At 60.5% G+C, this 13702-nt stretch carries 19 protein-coding genes and 1 tRNA gene; 14 read left to right on the top strand and 6 right to left on the bottom strand.

Annotation, left to right across the window (positions count from 1 at the left end):
* The first annotated feature begins 32 nt into the window (after positions 1-32).
* The 7 genes from E5720_RS05115 to E5720_RS21590 all read left to right on the top strand — a co-directional run bounded on the left by E5720_RS05115 (position 33) and on the right by E5720_RS21590 (position 3965).
* Positions 33-680, top strand: a complete 648-nt coding sequence (locus E5720_RS05115) for a GNAT family protein (protein ID WP_136169741.1) — start codon at positions 33-35, stop codon at positions 678-680.
* Between the two features lie 151 nt (positions 681-831).
* Complete coding sequence (gene glpR / locus E5720_RS05110) at positions 832-1623, top strand: gephyrin-like molybdotransferase receptor GlpR (RefSeq protein WP_136169740.1); 792 nt, start codon at positions 832-834, stop codon at positions 1621-1623.
* Positions 1624-1682: 59 nt separating this feature from the next.
* Positions 1683-1758: transfer RNA gene (locus E5720_RS05105), tRNA-Ala, on the top strand.
* Positions 1759-2006: 248 nt separating this feature from the next.
* Positions 2007-2462: a GyrI-like domain-containing protein gene (locus E5720_RS05100; RefSeq protein WP_136169739.1), complete on the top strand. Its 456-nt coding sequence runs from the start codon at positions 2007-2009 to the stop codon at positions 2460-2462.
* A complete protein-coding gene (locus tag E5720_RS05095) occupies positions 2459-2893 on the top strand; it encodes a GyrI-like domain-containing protein (protein ID WP_247596172.1) in 435 nt (144 codons plus the stop codon). The genes E5720_RS05100 and E5720_RS05095 overlap by 4 nt, the downstream gene beginning before the upstream one ends.
* Before the next feature lie 180 nt (positions 2894-3073).
* Positions 3074-3739, top strand: coding sequence for a ScbR family autoregulator-binding transcription factor (locus E5720_RS05090; protein ID WP_136169738.1), 666 nt, complete (start codon positions 3074-3076; stop codon positions 3737-3739).
* Positions 3740-3794: 55 nt separating this feature from the next.
* Positions 3795-3965: a hypothetical protein gene (locus E5720_RS21590; protein ID WP_168708283.1), complete on the top strand. Its 171-nt coding sequence runs from the start codon at positions 3795-3797 to the stop codon at positions 3963-3965.
* Between the two features lie 9 nt (positions 3966-3974).
* Here E5720_RS21590 and E5720_RS05085 read toward each other — a convergent pair whose 3' ends face one another.
* Both E5720_RS05085 and E5720_RS05080 read right to left on the bottom strand, forming a co-directional pair.
* Positions 3975-4685, bottom strand: a complete 711-nt coding sequence (locus E5720_RS05085; protein WP_136169737.1) for a ferredoxin reductase — start codon at positions 4683-4685, stop codon at positions 3975-3977.
* A 7-nt stretch (positions 4686-4692) separates the two neighbouring features.
* Entirely contained in the window at positions 4693-5292 is a 600-nt protein-coding gene (locus E5720_RS05080; RefSeq protein WP_136169736.1) for a sulfite oxidase-like oxidoreductase, read from the bottom strand.
* Between the two features lie 154 nt (positions 5293-5446).
* On the opposite strand from E5720_RS05080, the gene E5720_RS05075 reads away from it, so the two are divergent.
* Both E5720_RS05075 and E5720_RS05070 read left to right on the top strand, forming a co-directional pair.
* Positions 5447-6292, top strand: coding sequence for an SDR family oxidoreductase (locus E5720_RS05075; protein ID WP_136169735.1), 846 nt, complete (start codon positions 5447-5449; stop codon positions 6290-6292).
* A 54-nt stretch (positions 6293-6346) separates the two neighbouring features.
* Positions 6347-7582 carry an arginine deiminase gene (locus tag E5720_RS05070; RefSeq protein WP_136169734.1) on the top strand — a complete coding sequence of 412 codons (1236 nt, stop codon included), beginning with the start codon at positions 6347-6349 and terminating at the stop codon, positions 7580-7582.
* Positions 7583-7622: 40 nt separating this feature from the next.
* Here the strand turns inward: E5720_RS05070 and arsC are convergent, their stop codons facing one another.
* On the bottom strand, positions 7623-7970 hold the full coding sequence (arsC, locus tag E5720_RS05065; RefSeq protein ID WP_136169733.1) for an arsenate reductase (glutaredoxin): 348 nt from the start codon (positions 7968-7970) through the stop codon (positions 7623-7625).
* 36 nt (positions 7971-8006) lie between these two features.
* Between arsC and E5720_RS05060 the strand changes: the two genes are divergently transcribed.
* From E5720_RS05060 to E5720_RS05050, 3 genes are read left to right on the top strand one after another with little or no spacing between them, the layout of a single operon-like run.
* Positions 8007-8663 carry an NAD(P)H-binding protein gene (locus tag E5720_RS05060; RefSeq protein ID WP_136169732.1) on the top strand — a complete coding sequence of 219 codons (657 nt, stop codon included), beginning with the start codon at positions 8007-8009 and terminating at the stop codon, positions 8661-8663.
* A 40-nt stretch (positions 8664-8703) separates the two neighbouring features.
* On the top strand, positions 8704-9063 hold the full coding sequence (locus tag E5720_RS05055; protein WP_136169731.1) for a GntR family transcriptional regulator: 360 nt from the start codon (positions 8704-8706) through the stop codon (positions 9061-9063).
* 59 nt (positions 9064-9122) lie between these two features.
* Positions 9123-9560, top strand: a complete 438-nt coding sequence (locus tag E5720_RS05050; RefSeq protein ID WP_136169730.1) for a DoxX family protein — start codon at positions 9123-9125, stop codon at positions 9558-9560.
* Between the two features lie 137 nt (positions 9561-9697).
* Here the strand turns inward: E5720_RS05050 and E5720_RS05045 are convergent, their stop codons facing one another.
* From E5720_RS05045 to E5720_RS05035, 3 genes are all read right to left on the bottom strand, one after another.
* On the bottom strand, positions 9698-10954 hold the full coding sequence (locus E5720_RS05045; protein WP_136169729.1) for a hypothetical protein: 1257 nt from the start codon (positions 10952-10954) through the stop codon (positions 9698-9700).
* Positions 10955-11231: 277 nt separating this feature from the next.
* Complete coding sequence (locus E5720_RS05040; RefSeq protein ID WP_136169728.1) at positions 11232-11816, bottom strand: hypothetical protein; 585 nt, start codon at positions 11814-11816, stop codon at positions 11232-11234.
* A gap of 33 nt (positions 11817-11849) precedes the next feature.
* Positions 11850-12473: a DUF1109 domain-containing protein gene (locus E5720_RS05035; protein ID WP_136169727.1), complete on the bottom strand. Its 624-nt coding sequence runs from the start codon at positions 12471-12473 to the stop codon at positions 11850-11852.
* A 219-nt stretch (positions 12474-12692) separates the two neighbouring features.
* Between E5720_RS05035 and E5720_RS05030 the strand changes: the two genes are divergently transcribed.
* Together E5720_RS05030 and E5720_RS05025 are read left to right on the top strand one after the other, a co-directional pair.
* Entirely contained in the window at positions 12693-13091 is a 399-nt protein-coding gene (locus E5720_RS05030; protein ID WP_247596171.1) for an ABC transporter permease, read from the top strand.
* A complete protein-coding gene (locus tag E5720_RS05025) occupies positions 13088-13687 on the top strand; it encodes a hypothetical protein (RefSeq protein ID WP_136169726.1) in 600 nt (199 codons plus the stop codon). The genes E5720_RS05030 and E5720_RS05025 overlap by 4 nt, the downstream gene beginning before the upstream one ends.
* The last annotated feature ends 15 nt before the right edge of the window (positions 13688-13702 follow it).

Genomic DNA, 13702 nt, shown 5'->3' with positions numbered 1-13702 from the left:
AGTGTCCTCGCCGAAGGCGCTAATGTCGACAGATGCCGCGCACGTGGTCGAGCCACCCAGGTTGGCCGGCAAAATTGGGACCTCTGACTGTTGCCGGGGGCAATGTCACTCTCCGTCCTGTGAAGCTTCGGGACGCGGGTGCCTGGAGTCGGCTCCGACTCCGCGATCGCGATCACCTGGAGCCGTGGGAACCGACCGGCGAGGGCTCGTGGGCCGCGCGACACCACATCTCGTCATGGCCCGCCTTGTGCTCCGGGCTCAAGTCCGAAGCACGTAAGGGCCACATGCTGCCGATGGCCATCGAGGTCGACGGTGAATTCTGTGGACAAATGACTGTCGGCAACATCATTCGCGGTGCGCTTAAATCTGCCTGGATCGGGTATTGGGTGGCCAAGGACGTCAATGGTCGCGGTGTTGCCACGGCAGCGTTGGCCATCGGTCTCGACCATTGTTTCGGTCCGCTCGGACTTCACCGTGTCGAAGCGACAGTGCGACCGGAGAACCTTCCGAGCCAGGCTGTACTACGTAACGTCGGGTTCCGTGAGGAAGGACTCCTGCGGGACTACCTCGACGTCGATGGGCGTTGGCGCGATCACCTACTGGTGGCGCTGACTTCCAACGAGGTTCAGGGGACCGTCGCAGACCGGTTGGTGCGCACTGGACGGGCGGCTTGGGCTTAGAACTCGGACGTGTCCACTCGTGACGGATGTGACTGGAGTTGCCTGTGTGTAATCTGGTGTCGGCGCGTCGGCGAGGTTCGGCAGCAACTTCCGCATAGCCTGAAGACGTCACAGATGTCGGACCCAACAGGCATGAGAGGAGAACGCCGATATGCCCAACTCGATCATCTGGATCGGTCTCGTCGCAATCTGGTTGTTCGTCCTGCTGCCGATGATGATGAGTAAGCGCCCACGCATCATGCAAACATCCGATGTCGCCCTCGCGACCCGCGTTCTGTACCGCGGTGGATCCTCGAGGCCCCAACGTGGACCTGCCGCCGGACACGCAAGCGACCCCGACTGGCGACCCGAGTACGACGAGCGCACATCGGCACCCGCCGGTGTCGTCTTCGGACGTAACGCACCAAGCACCGACGCGGAGGACCCGATGGACACTCACGCAGAAACCGAAGAAATCGACACAGGCGACGTCGAACGTGCCTACGTTCCGAGCCGTCGCGGACGCGGCGGCTTCGACGCCGAAGCCGATGCGATTGCAAGCGCCGCTCGATACTCTTTCCGGCAGCGCGCGGTACTTGGGTTGGTGTTCGCGGCAATCGCTACTGGCGCTCTCGCAGTCATCATGATGCCGATGTTGTGGTGGGCATGCACCCTTTCGGTCGCGGCCCTCGTTGGATACCTCTACTACCTGCGTCGGCAGGTCCAGATCGAGCAGGAGATCCGACGGCGTCGGATGACCCGAGCGGGTCGCTCACGCCTCGGTGTGGAATCACGCACCGACGAAGAGCTCCGGCTGGTTCCACAGCGACTGCGTCGTCCCGGCGCCGTGGTACTGGAAATCGACGACGAGGACCCGGAGTTCGAGCATCTCGATCACTACGACGAGCCATTTCAGCAGTCGGCGCGCGAGAGCCATGGCGTCCGACGGGCATCGGGGGCCTGACGTTCCGCGGTTTCCGATCCCTTTGATAGGGTTGAGCAGCAGTGAGAAACGCTGCACCAGGGGTTGTGGCGCAGTTGGTAGCGCGTCTCGTTCGCATCGAGAAGGTCAGGGGTTCGATTCCCCTCAGCTCCACCAGATGTAGGGCAGTACGAAACACGGCAGCGACCATTCTTCGGGTAACCGGAGAAGGTCGCTGTTTCATTTGAGTGGATGATTTCCGGGCAATACTTGAATCGACCCGTGAGCGTCATGTGAAGAAAAAGGTCTCCGACCGGTAGTCTTGCTTAAAAGTTGAGATCAGAGTCTGTGTTCGACGTCTGCCGGGAAACGTCAGCCCGGCCTAGCAGTCTCGAACGTGCGCACCGAGAGCTTGTGGAGAGTGAATGACTTTCGAGATTGTCGACCTCGAGGAGACGTGGGTCGCCGGTCTTCCGGTGCGTAGCCCGAAGCGGGCGCTGGGAAGGCTTGATGATCCGGCTTTGAATCAAGCATGGTCTTCTGTCCTGAAACAGGAAATCTCTGGTCCGCTCGCGTCTATCTATACAGACTTCGCGTCCGGTATCGGATCGTATAATACGCAAATAGTCGGTTATCGATGTTCTTCTTTGAGTCAAGTGACTCGGGGGCATCTCGTAGCCAGAGTGCCGCGTGCCAAGTATGCGAAATTCTCCGCAGTGGGTCATTTTCCGGACGTCATGACGCGGTTGTGGAAGCAGATCGACCACGCGGAAGACCAGGGTGAGATCAAACGGTTGTACACCGGCGACTACGAGTGCTACCCGCACGCTTACAAAATCGATCTGTACTTGCCGCTCGATTCTTCGCGGACTTCAGCATGACGCACAGCGTGACCGCGCGGGGTGCGGAGTTGTTCGGCGGGTTGGTGGCCCCACTTGCCGCTCCAGGGTTCGAATCCAGTGGTAGTGAATTGATTCGCTTTCTAAGAGAACGCATTCGAGACAGATCGGCCGATCCTGTTGCAGTCAGTACGGTCTTCGTTTCCGATGAGTTCGGTGACTACAACGCGCTGATCGGTTTACCGTATTTGTCACCGAGCGAGGTGCCCGTGGGGGACGTGTTCTTGCAAGTTCCGAGCGGAGTATTCGCAAAGTTCGTACCGACCGGTAATCTTCGCGATCCTATCGACGATGTCTGGGTGCAGGTCGATGAGGCAACGGAATCCGGAATGCTATTTCGGGCATACAAAGAAGATATCGAAGTCGTTACACAATCCGGTGAAGTGGAACTCTTTATCTCGATCGTAATCTAATTTCGTGAGGTGTTCCCCGCTTTAGGTCACTGTAAATCACATTGTGGACTTACTTGTGGTAAGTATTACCTTGCGAGATACGGGTTCAGTGAGTTCGAGACTACGGATTCCTTGTGACTCGGATGTCCACGCTGAATAGCGTAGGTGTCATGGTAGGCAACTGGGCAGGGGTGAACGATCATGGTTAGGCAACTGAGAGCGGAAGCTACACGCGCGGCCGCGCTTCGTGCAGCAGCGGATCTTTTTCTCGACGTCGGGCACGCGAATGCGACACTGAGTCAGGTGTCTGCGCAATCGGGCGTCACGAAGGGCGCCTTGTACTTCCACTTCGCGTCGAAGGAAGAGCTCGCCCGCGCAATTGTCGACGAGGGTCACGAGCGCGTATCGACTGCGTGCGCAGGATTGGTCGACAGTCGATCGCCTGCCCTGGAGTCGGTCATCGGAATTTCGTACTCCGTGCTCGAGCTGGCGGCTTCCGATCCTCTGGTCCGGGTGATGTATCGGTTGCAGATGGAGATCGATGGATCCGAAACTTCAAGGGGCAGTGTTTTTTGCACCTGGGGGAACATCTTCGAGCATCTCTTCGATCGGGCGATCGAACACGGTGACGTCGCCGATCACCTCGACTCCGGAAACGCTTCGCTCCTCGTATGCGAAATGCTCGCCGGTGTTCTGATGGTGTCCGAGGCTCAGTCCGCACTGGTGAGTGCACCGTCCCGCATGGAGAAGGTATGGAACACCGTGCTTCCGTCACTCGTTCCACCGAACAAGCTCGGATACTTCCGCGAGTTCGCAGCGCGCAGTCTCTCGAGCTTCGTGCCGTCCGAGGAATTCTCCAACGCGTAGCGCTCACGTCTGAGCAGGCTTGCTAAGGGTCGTTGCCCGGCGGACACTGTGTGATATGAGCCACGCAACGAGTTACCGCGTAATGTCCGACACCGAACTCCGAAAAGCAATCGGTACTCTGCAGAGCCGCGCCGACGACGCACGTCGGCGCGGAGCTGAAGCCGACGCCGAGCGGATCGAGCAGACCGTAAACGAGTATCGCGACGAGATGTCACGACGCTTGTGAGCCACCGGTTCAGGTCGGACCGAAACGTTCCGTTCGGATCCGGTACGGCGCGTGACCTAGTTCGACGAGCATGTCGGCAGTCGACTCGACGAAACCGGTAGGACCGCAGACAAAGCAGTCCGGCGAGGAGTCTGGTTGCCACTTTTCCGATGCCAGATCCTGCGCAGTCAGACGGCCTACCCGGTCGTCGTATTCGGGCGGCGCCTCGCGGGTGAAGCGATAATCGACCTCGACGCCCTCCGGCAGTGAGCGGAGCTCTCGGGCGTATATCAAGTCGTCCGAAGACCTGGCCGAATAGATCAACCGGAACGGAGTCTTCCTCGCGCTGAGACTGCGGGCCCGCGTCATCGCCATCAGCGGCACGATGCCGGACCCTCCCGCAACCAGCAGGACCGGTGACGGGCGGGCCTCGTTCCAGACGAACCAACCGCCGATCGGCCCGCGCAGCTCGATCTGCTCACCGACCTCCAGCGTGGACGTCAGGTAGGGCGATACCTCGCCGTCGGCGACGGTCTGAACCGTCAACGCAATTCGGTCACCGGCGCCCGGTTGGGCGAGAGAGTAACTTCGTTGCGCGCTGTACCCGTCCTCGGCGGTGAGACGCACGTCGACATGTTGACCTGGCTGGTGTCCGGGCCAACCTTCGACGTCGTAGATCAGCGTGCAGGCAGTGTGCGTTTCGAGAATCTTCTCGACAAGCGTCGCGACGAGCCACTCCATGGTGCGCTCAATCTCCTTGGTATCGCTGTTCCTGCCAGGGATCGCCGTAGTCGTGATAGCCGTTGCGCTCCCAGAAACCTGGTTCGTCCCGCATGAGCAGCGTCAACTTCTCGATCCATTTCGCGGACTTCCAGAAGTACAGGTGCGGCACCAGAAGTCGAGCTGGTCCTCCGTGTTCGGGAGACAACGGTTTGCCGTCGAATGTGTATGCAAGCCAAGCTTTTCCGCCCCGCAGATCGGATAGGGGGAGATTGGTGGTGTAGCCGTCGTGGCTGTGCGCCATGACGTGCGTGGCCTGCGTTTCGATACCGGCGAGAAGCGTGTCGAGCGAGATTCCACGCCATCGAGTGTCGAGTTTCGACCACTTGGTGACACAGTGAATATCTACTGTCGGTTTCTCTTCCGGCAGCGCACGCATCTGTTGCCAACTCCACTGATGCTTCGAACCCATCTCGGTGGAGATGGTGAATTGCCACCGGTCCGTGTCCACCCTGGGTGTCGGACCGAGGGACAAGACTGGGAAATCGTCGACCAGATACTGACCTGGTGGGGTGCGGCCGTCGTTGCCTCGACGCTTTCCGTGGAATCCTCGGGACACCAGTGCCATGGTCATCTCCTCGTCTTGTCTGCTTTGGCAGTGTCCTCCGCCTTTGCTTCCTGTGACAACTCGGTGTTCCCCGTGGCAACTCGGTCGACGCGTAGGGTGCGGTCAGGAACGCATCGCAGGACGCCGCCGAGAGTGGGGGAGAAGAGACACCGACATGGGCATCACCGATTTACGCGGTAAGAAGACGTTCATCACCGGGGCTGGGAGCGGGATCGGCCGTGCGACAGCACTCGCGGCCGGTGCGGCCGGTGCCGAACTCGTACTCACCGACATCAACGATATAAGTCTGAAGAGCACCGTCGACGCCGTCCGGGCTGCAAGTGGAATAGTTTCTCGCTCAAAAGCGATCGATATTTCCGTGTTCGAAGATGTGACGGCATTCGCAGACGAAGTTCACGCAGAGGGCGGCAGCCTGGACATCGTGATGAACGTCGCTGGGATTGCCGCGTGGGGAACCGTGGAAAACCTCGAGCATCGGCACTGGAAGTCCATGATCGATGTAAATCTGATGGGGCCGATCCATGTCATCGAGAACTTCCTGCCGCCGATGGTGAAAGCCGGCCGGGGTGGACACCTGGTGAACGTTTCCTCGGCCGCCGGGCTGATCCCATTGCCGTGGCATGCCGCCTACAGTGCGAGTAAATACGGTTTGCGCGGCGCATCCGAGGTGCTCCGATACGACCTGAAGCGGCACGGTATCGGGGTGAGTCTCGTCGTGCCGGGCGGAGTCAAGACAGGCCTGGTCGACACCGTGGACATCGCGGGCGTCGACCGTAACGATCCGCGAGTGCAGAAGCTGCAACATCGGTTCGAAGCGCGTGCCGTCGAACCGGAGAAGGTGGCCGAGGCGATCCTGGCGGGCATCGTCAAGAATCGCTATCTGGTGTACTCGTCGAACGACATTCGGTTCGCCTATTGGTGGGCACGCAAGTTCGCACCACCGTACGAGTTCGTGCTGCAGAAGGCCAACGATCAGTTCAGCAAGCTGCTTCGGACATAGTTCGACAGTTCAGCGAATGACCCAAGGTTGCGCACAGCGCATTACGGTTGACTGATGACTGCAGAACTCGGCGCTGATTCCGAGGTAGGAACGCTACGTACGGTGATGCTTCACCGCCCGGGCGACGAACTGCGACGTCTCACACCCCGCAACAGTGATCAACTGCTGTTCGACGGCATCCCGTGGGTCGATCGAGCGCAGGAGGAGCACGACGCGTTCGCGGAACTGCTGCGAGGCCGCGACGTCGAAGTGCTGTTGTTGGCGACGTTGCTCACCGAGGCGATGACGGTGAGCGGAGCTGCGCGGATGCAGGGCATTTCGGCGGCGGTGAACGAGCGGCGTCTCGGCCGCGCGTTGGCGCACGATCTTTCCGCACATCTGCGAGGGGTCCCGGCAGCGGAGTTGGCGCAGATCCTCATGGCAGGCATGACGTTCGACGAGCTTCTGGAGGCGGAGAGCGGTGACCCCGAACTCAGTGATGCGTCACTGGTTCGTCGGATGCACCACGGAGCGGATTTCATCATCGACCCGCTGCCGAATCTGCTGTTCACGCGTGACTCGTCGTTCTGGATCGGTAACCGCGTCGCGATCACATCCCTGGCGTTGCCTGCTCGACTGCGCGAGACGACGTTGACCGATCTGATCTATGCGTTCCATCCCAGGTTCCTCGGCATTCGGCGCGCCTACGAATCGCGGACGGCCCCGGTCGAGGGAGGCGATGTGCTGTTGCTCGCCCCGGGTGTGGTGGCCGTAGGGGTAGGGGAGCGCACCACTCCTGCCGGTGCAGAAGCATTGTCTCGCAGCCTGATCGAGGATGACTTGGCACATACGGTGCTGGTCGTTCCTATTGCGCAGGAGCGGGCGTCGATGCATCTGGACACCGTGTGCACGATGGTCGATGTCGATGCCGTCGTGATGTATCCGGCCGTTCAGAACACGTTGTCGGCGTACACGATTCGTCGAGAAGATGCCGGCGTTTCCATCCGCGGTGCCGATCCGTTTCTGGAGGCTGCAGCGGCCGCGATGGGAATCGGCAAGCTCCGAGTCATCGATACCGGACTCGACCATGTCACCGCCGAACGCGAGCAATGGGACGACGGCAACAACACCCTCGCCCTTGCCCCCGGTGTCGTCGTCGCCTATGAACGCAATGTCGAGACAAATGCCAGGTTGGAGGCGTCGGGCATCGAGGTGCTGCGGATCAGTGGTTCGGAATTGGGCTCTGGACGTGGCGGTCCGCGGTGCATGTCGTGCCCCGTGGCACGCGATGCGCTCGAGCCCCCTGTATGAGTGGGAGGCCCGGCATCGATGCCCACGGCGAACCCGCGCATCACAAAATTTCGCGGACCTTCTCCGCTGGTCGCGCCAGCACCGTTCCCTGGTCCGTCACCACGATCGGCCGTTCGATGAGAATGGGGTGTTCGACCATCGCCGCGATGAGTTGGTCCTCGGAGGCGTGTGCCAAGTCGAGTTCTTTGTAGACCGGTTCCTTCTTGCGGATTGCTTGCGACGCAGAAAGGCCGGCGTCGTCGAGAAGCTTGCGGAGACCGTCCTTCGTCGGCGGTGTGTCCAGGTATTTCACGATCGTCGGTTCCAGCCCGGATTCTTCGATGATCTTCAACGCAGTCCGAGAGGTGTTGCAGCGAGGGTTGTGGTAAATAGTCGCAGTAGAAGCCATGTTTGTTGATTCTGCCACCCGGGTAGGCGACTGGACATGACGGATCTGAGAGTGGTTATCGCTGGAGGTCACGGAAAGATCGCGCAACACCTGATTCAGGTGCTCACTGCGCATGGCGACCGCGCGGTCGCATTGATTCGCAATCCCGAGCACGCGAGTGAGGTGGAGTCGCTGGGTGCCCTTCCCGCGGTGCTCGATCTGGAAACAGCGACGGTCGACGAGGTGGCAGCAGTTCTCGCCGGTGCCGACGCCGCAGTATTCGCTGCCGGGTCGGGTGGATCGGGTGGGGCCGCGAGAAAGGATTCGGTGGACCGGGCAGGTTCGGTGCTGCTGGCCGACGCCGCTGAGAGGGCCGGAGTCAAGCGTTTCGTGCAGATCAGTTCCTTCGGTGCAGGTGAGCCGGTAGCCGATGACGCCGAGGACAGCTGGAAGGCGTACATGGCTGCCAAGACGGCGGCCGAAGAGGATTTGAAAGCCAGAACGAAACTCGATTGGACCATTCTTCGTCCTGGAGGATTGACCGACGAGGACGCGACGGCGCATATTGCCTTGTCCGAGCCACCGCTCGAGCGAGGGACGGTGCCGCGCGGCGATGTTGCAAAGGTGATTGCCGCGTTGCTCGAAACGCCGTCGACGATCGGGAAGACCCTGATGTTGACTTCTGGTGGGGTGCGCCTGGAAGATGCCCTCTGACTGTCCTGGTTCTGCAGGGGCACCTGAGCAAAGGGTCCATATGCGAGTGCACCTCGATCCAGCATCCAAAACCCCACTGTACGAGCAACTCCGCAGTGGAATTCTCGATCTCGTGCGAAGCGGAGAATTGATCGCGGAGACGAAGATTCCGACGGTCCGGGGCCTGGCTGCGGAGCTTTCGATAGCGCCGCACACGGTGGCGAAGGCCTACCGGGAACTCGAGCAGCAAGGAGTCATCGAGGCTCGCGGCAGGCTCGGTACGTTCATTGCTTCCGGAGGAGATCCCACCGAGGACAATGCCGCCCGGGCAGCGATGTCGTATGTGGCAGAGCTTCGGGCATTAGGGTTGTCCGACGCCCGAGTGCGAGATCTCGTCGATGTGGCTCTCGCGTCAAGTTGACGCTTCAACCTCGTTGTGTCAAAGTTGCCGTGTCTCGCTGCCGCCCCGAAGGAACTGACATGAACTCGAACATCTTCCGTGACGTAGCAACGCTGGTGGCCCGACTCGGTCTCGGCATCATTTTCATCGCCCACGGTTGGCAAAAACTCAACACCAACGGCCTCGACGCCACGAAAGCCGCCTTCGACGGCATGGGCGTCCCTCTACCAGGCTTATCCGCCTACTTCGCAACCTTCGTCGAACTCATCGGCGGAGTCGCACTCGTTCTCGGCATCTTCACTCCCATCGTCGGCATTCTGCTCTTCGTCGACATGCTGGGGGCATTCCTGTTCGTCCACTACGACATGGGGGTCTTCGTCGGTGAGGGCGGCTACGAGCTGGTAGTAGCGCTCGGAGTCGGATCCCTACTGTTGGCGGCCGTCGGCGCAGGGCGATTCAGCCTCGACGGAGTCTCCGGAGGCAAGACGAGCTTGGCGAAAATGCGCAAACGCCGCTAGCGGGTGTCTCCTGGATGGCGATTGGGGCCAAACGTTTGCTTGACATTCATTGACCTTCGATATCGGCGACGAGTCCTGATCGTTCCCCCGGCTGAGGCGGGACCAGAGCTGCCAGATGCACAAGGCCGACAGAGTAGCTACTCCGTCTTTCGGATGAAGCGAGAATCGTCGACCGTGATAGAAGAAACTACATCCTCGTTGGCCGGGTCCTCGAACGCATCCGGTGTCGTCCACTCGACGGTGCCGGTCACTGCTTCACCTGGCAGGTCGATGGACGATGTCGTACCGTCGGGGTCGATGCGTCGCAAAGTTTCCGTCCCGTCGACGCACCATTGCGTACCGTCAGGGCCGGTTGCTCGATCCGCGCGAGAGCCTGCGATGCCTTCTGGTTCGTCGACCGGCACGATGCGTCGAGCTCTTCTGTCCACCAACCGCACTCGTTGCATATCCGGGTAGGTGCGTATGATGCCGTACCGCCGGTCGCTACTCATGGCCGATCGGGTGGATCCCAGGTAGTACAGCTGTCCGTCGTGGACTGCGCTTGCCCAACCACCTTCGGTGATGATTCGGTCGACACTCAACGCCCCGTCGGGATCAATGGTGCAGTAGTGGGTGTCGTGCTCGGACGTGATCCAGATCCCGTCGTCGGTATGTATTCGACGTGCCCAGCGGTCGACAGGTGGCTCGATCGTCAGCGGCAGAACGTAGCGGGTGATGATCGGCGTTGCGCCCGCAGTCCGAACGCGAAGCAGGATCGGATCCGACTGGTGCATAACCCAGACGGTATTGCCGTCGAGCGTCACTGCTCCGGCCGCGAAAGGTGTTGGCTTCGTGGGTACATTGTCTAGATCGAGTTCGAGCAGGACACCCGATTCGACGAAGTCGCCGTCTTTGGTCTTCTCGGTGGGCCACCATCTGCCAGCGGCAGGAACCGTCTCGATCTCGGTAAGTCGATCGGTGCCGGCAACGCCGGTCCAACCGTTGTCCATCGGCTCTACCTGCTTGTGCACCAGATGCATTCGAGTGATGCGTCCGCACACGCGGGGAGGAGTGTCGATGCCGTTCAGCTCACCTGATCCAGCGCTGAAGATACCCGTCAGTGTGACCGGACCGTGGGTGGGTTCATCTGTCCACCACTTGCTGCTCCAACCGTCGCCGTAGAGGAGATGAAGCCACCGCCATTGGCCGTCGCGGTGCCGGGTAGGTCCTCTGCCGTAGGCCGGTCGGGCGGTTGCAGTACGGGTCTCATCGCAGATTGATGGTGCATCCGCCGACGAACAGTGCTCGAGGACGACGTCTGCAGCGTCTCCGATCGATGCACGGGGAAAGGAACCGTCCTGAATGACCCACCCTGCAATGAAAACGCGGAGGGTGCGTGGGTTTGTAGCGTTCATCCAATTCCCGACGCAGTAGGGGAGTCCGCACGACGAGGCGTGACGGGCGTCGGGTCACCGTATGTTTACTGTACCGACGGACCCCTCGAATTCAATGACAACTCCGCAAAAAAGTGTGGAGTCGGGCCGCGTCAGGCTGCAGCCGTGAAAGTTTTGTTGCGGGTCGACTGACAGCCGTGGCTGTCGTCGTAGTAAGAATTGCGGTGCTCGGACGACGCGCCAGCAGTCCGCGGTCGTGAGCTCATAAAGTGCCCGCCGACTTCCATTGCGCGAGAAACTAATACCAGTAGTCGGGTTCACTATCGGGGTCGTCGAGGACAGTGTCGATTTGATCGTTTCCAAGAATCTCGTCGATTGCCTCAGCTGCGGCTGCGATGGTGGCAAAGTGCGGATCGACATCGTTGGTGATGCACCAGGCGTGGTCGGCAGGGAAGATGAAGGCGGGATCAGGGGTGTCGCCGTAAGCCCACAATGCTGGATTGTCGCTGTTCCAGTGTTCGTAGTCGGCGAGTGTGCCGCGTATGAGCCAGTAGTCGCGGTTGGGAATCTTGAAGTTCGGCCACGGTGCAATGGTGATGGAATCCCATCCGTCCCAGATTGCGAAGTAGCATTCGTCCGGGGTGGTCGTGTGCCCAGTCAGGACGTTGAGTGCTGTTGCGACCTGCATGAGTTCGCTCGGGCCGTCTCCGTCGAATTCGATGTCGCTGGTTTTCTGTCCGGAGAATTCCGGGTCGGGGATGAACAACAGTCGCGCATACTTCTCGAAGCCGATCGGTCCGCGCCCGGCAAGCCGGTACCAGGGCAAGTTCTGAGAAGTCATCCACAGCGCGGGTGTCGAATCGGCACACAGCTCGAAAGTCATTGCTGCTCTCCTCTTTCGGCAAGGGCCATATAGTCAGCCCCGCGCGTACTCGTACTCGTACTCGTACCAGGGGCCGCCGAGGTGGGTGAGGGTAGTGAATCCTGCCGGTTCGGTGTCTGGGGAGTAGACCCATCCGGTGGAGGTGCTGAAAATGCCTGCGTTGCCGGCGAAATACACCTCACCCGTCGGTGAACTGCTGGCCCTTCTGATGTCGAAGGGCCCGATCTCGAAGTGCTCTCGATAGGCCCCGGGCTTGTTATGTATGGCGACTGCAATGGCCTCGAATTCGCTCCGCTCATCGAGGAACGACGTCGATGGCATCAGCGCCAGGAAGGCGAGTCCGGTGAGGACGACTGCTGGGGCCGGTACGACCCACCACGCCCATCGCTGGTCCCGACCCAGAACGTAGAGGGTGCGAATAGCCCAGACCAGACCGGTCACCAGAAATATCAGCACGCACGCCATCGCGGCGAGGAGGGGATCGAGCCACGTGTACGAACCGAAAGGGGACGACCACCAATTCCGGTCCAGGCACACCCACACGATGACTGCGACGGTGACGAACGCCAGCAGAATTGGGCCGGGAGGCTTCGACCGAGTAGGCAGACCCGTCGGCCGGCTACCGATCCACTTGTTGATCTCCTTCATTACGGCCATCTTCGGAGCGTAGCGGGGCCGCCCCAGTGAGTGTTGTCATCGAGGTCACGAGGGCAGTCCGGAACCGTGACAAATTTCGTGTCGGGTGGCTGTCTGGCCTGCCGACTATGTACGGGGTGCCGAACCGTATGAGCAGATCGCCTCGGTACCGGTGTCGCTGACGATCCGGTCTGCTGTAGACGTACGAATCGCGGAACTGAGACGGGATACGCTGCCGACGTGTCGAGATTTATATGGTGGTTCACCGCTGTGGCCGCGTTGGCGTTCGGCGCGTTGGTGTGGACGTCGGGGTCGATGAGTGATGTGTCGTTGGAGTGCTCGAAGATCGGAGAAAGCCGGTCCTCCTATCGGTGCGAAGACCGTATCGTCGACGTAATCGGGGTGTGGCCGGTGGTCGGGCTCGGGTTGTTGCTCACAGCACCGCCGCTGGTCGCGGCAGTGGCGATGCGACAGTGGGTTTCCTGGTTGGCCGTCGCAATACTGGTGGGGGTGTCGATCATCGGGCTGATCAATTGGTCCTCGTACTGGGGAGAGCTGCTTTCCGCAGTACCCCTGGTCGTCCTCGGATCGGTTGCCGCTGCACTGCACAAGTCGCGCCCGCGCACCTCAGCCGCATGAGCGAGACGCGCGATAAGCAACCCCGGCGAGGTAGTCGTCGGGGGCTTGGCACTGCGCTCGCGGCTGTTCTGTTCCTCGTCCTCCTTGCCGGGATGCGATACGAGTGGTGGGAATACCCCTCACCCGAGGACACACTTCTCGACTTCGCAACCGTGTGGCTGGCACTTTTCGGCCTCGTCGCCACTGGCAGCGTGTGGGCAGTCAGGTTGTACAAGTACTGGACACGACATCGCAGACTGACGTGGGCAAGTGCGCTCACACCGCTGCTCGTCCTAACTACTGCTGCTGCGTTCGAACTGGTTGATCTACCCGTGCACCGGGACTTCGATCGCGCACACGGTCAGATGGAAGAACTCGCCCGAACCATGCTGCGCGACGGAAATTCTCGCCTCGCATCAACGGAGATTGACGGTGTGCAATTCTCCGTCATCTACGTTGGCGAGGACAACTGTGTGTACTTCGTAGACGGAAAGCGAAGCGATGTGATTTCGCGTCATGGCTGGATGTACACAGCGCAGTGCGCTCCTGACAAGAACACCTTGCGATCGCTGGACTCGCCCGCCGACAACTGGCTTGCTTACGAGCAAGGATCGTGAGGTCCCCAGCCTGCA

It is taken from the genome of Rhodococcus sp. PAMC28707 (genome assembly GCF_004795915.1).
Lineage (GTDB): Bacteria > Actinomycetota > Actinomycetes > Mycobacteriales > Mycobacteriaceae > Rhodococcoides.
This window is presented reverse-complemented; position numbering and strand designations above follow the sequence as displayed.

What these genes read in the sequence shown, in the direction of transcription:
- arsC (WP_136169733.1), bottom strand. Translation starts at nt 7,970, where the DNA reads ATGGCTTCTACTGCGACTATTTACCACAACCCTCGCTGCAACACCTCT.
- E5720_RS05025 (WP_136169726.1), top strand. Translation starts at nt 13,088, where the DNA reads ATGAGCGAGACGCGCGATAAGCAACCCCGGCGAGGTAGTCGTCGGGGG.
- E5720_RS05095 (WP_247596172.1), top strand. Translation starts at nt 2,459, where the DNA reads ATGACGCACAGCGTGACCGCGCGGGGTGCGGAGTTGTTCGGCGGGTTG.
- E5720_RS05045 (WP_136169729.1), bottom strand. Translation starts at nt 10,954, where the DNA reads ATGAACGCTACAAACCCACGCACCCTCCGCGTTTTCATTGCAGGGTGG.
- E5720_RS05115 (WP_136169741.1), top strand. Translation starts at nt 33, where the DNA reads ATGCCGCGCACGTGGTCGAGCCACCCAGGTTGGCCGGCAAAATTGGGA.
- E5720_RS05060 (WP_136169732.1), top strand. Translation starts at nt 8,007, where the DNA reads ATGACGGATCTGAGAGTGGTTATCGCTGGAGGTCACGGAAAGATCGCG.
- E5720_RS05055 (WP_136169731.1), top strand. Translation starts at nt 8,704, where the DNA reads ATGCGAGTGCACCTCGATCCAGCATCCAAAACCCCACTGTACGAGCAA.
- E5720_RS05050 (WP_136169730.1), top strand. Translation starts at nt 9,123, where the DNA reads ATGAACTCGAACATCTTCCGTGACGTAGCAACGCTGGTGGCCCGACTC.
- E5720_RS05090 (WP_136169738.1), top strand. Translation starts at nt 3,074, where the DNA reads ATGGTTAGGCAACTGAGAGCGGAAGCTACACGCGCGGCCGCGCTTCGT.
- E5720_RS05075 (WP_136169735.1), top strand. Translation starts at nt 5,447, where the DNA reads ATGGGCATCACCGATTTACGCGGTAAGAAGACGTTCATCACCGGGGCT.
- E5720_RS05100 (WP_136169739.1), top strand. Translation starts at nt 2,007, where the DNA reads ATGACTTTCGAGATTGTCGACCTCGAGGAGACGTGGGTCGCCGGTCTT.
- E5720_RS05085 (WP_136169737.1), bottom strand. Translation starts at nt 4,685, where the DNA reads ATGGAGTGGCTCGTCGCGACGCTTGTCGAGAAGATTCTCGAAACGCAC.
- E5720_RS05080 (WP_136169736.1), bottom strand. Translation starts at nt 5,292, where the DNA reads ATGGCACTGGTGTCCCGAGGATTCCACGGAAAGCGTCGAGGCAACGAC.
- E5720_RS05035 (WP_136169727.1), bottom strand. Translation starts at nt 12,473, where the DNA reads ATGGCCGTAATGAAGGAGATCAACAAGTGGATCGGTAGCCGGCCGACG.
- glpR (WP_136169740.1), top strand. Translation starts at nt 832, where the DNA reads ATGCCCAACTCGATCATCTGGATCGGTCTCGTCGCAATCTGGTTGTTC.
- E5720_RS21590 (WP_168708283.1), top strand. Translation starts at nt 3,795, where the DNA reads ATGAGCCACGCAACGAGTTACCGCGTAATGTCCGACACCGAACTCCGA.
- E5720_RS05070 (WP_136169734.1), top strand. Translation starts at nt 6,347, where the DNA reads ATGACTGCAGAACTCGGCGCTGATTCCGAGGTAGGAACGCTACGTACG.
- E5720_RS05040 (WP_136169728.1), bottom strand. Translation starts at nt 11,816, where the DNA reads ATGACTTTCGAGCTGTGTGCCGATTCGACACCCGCGCTGTGGATGACT.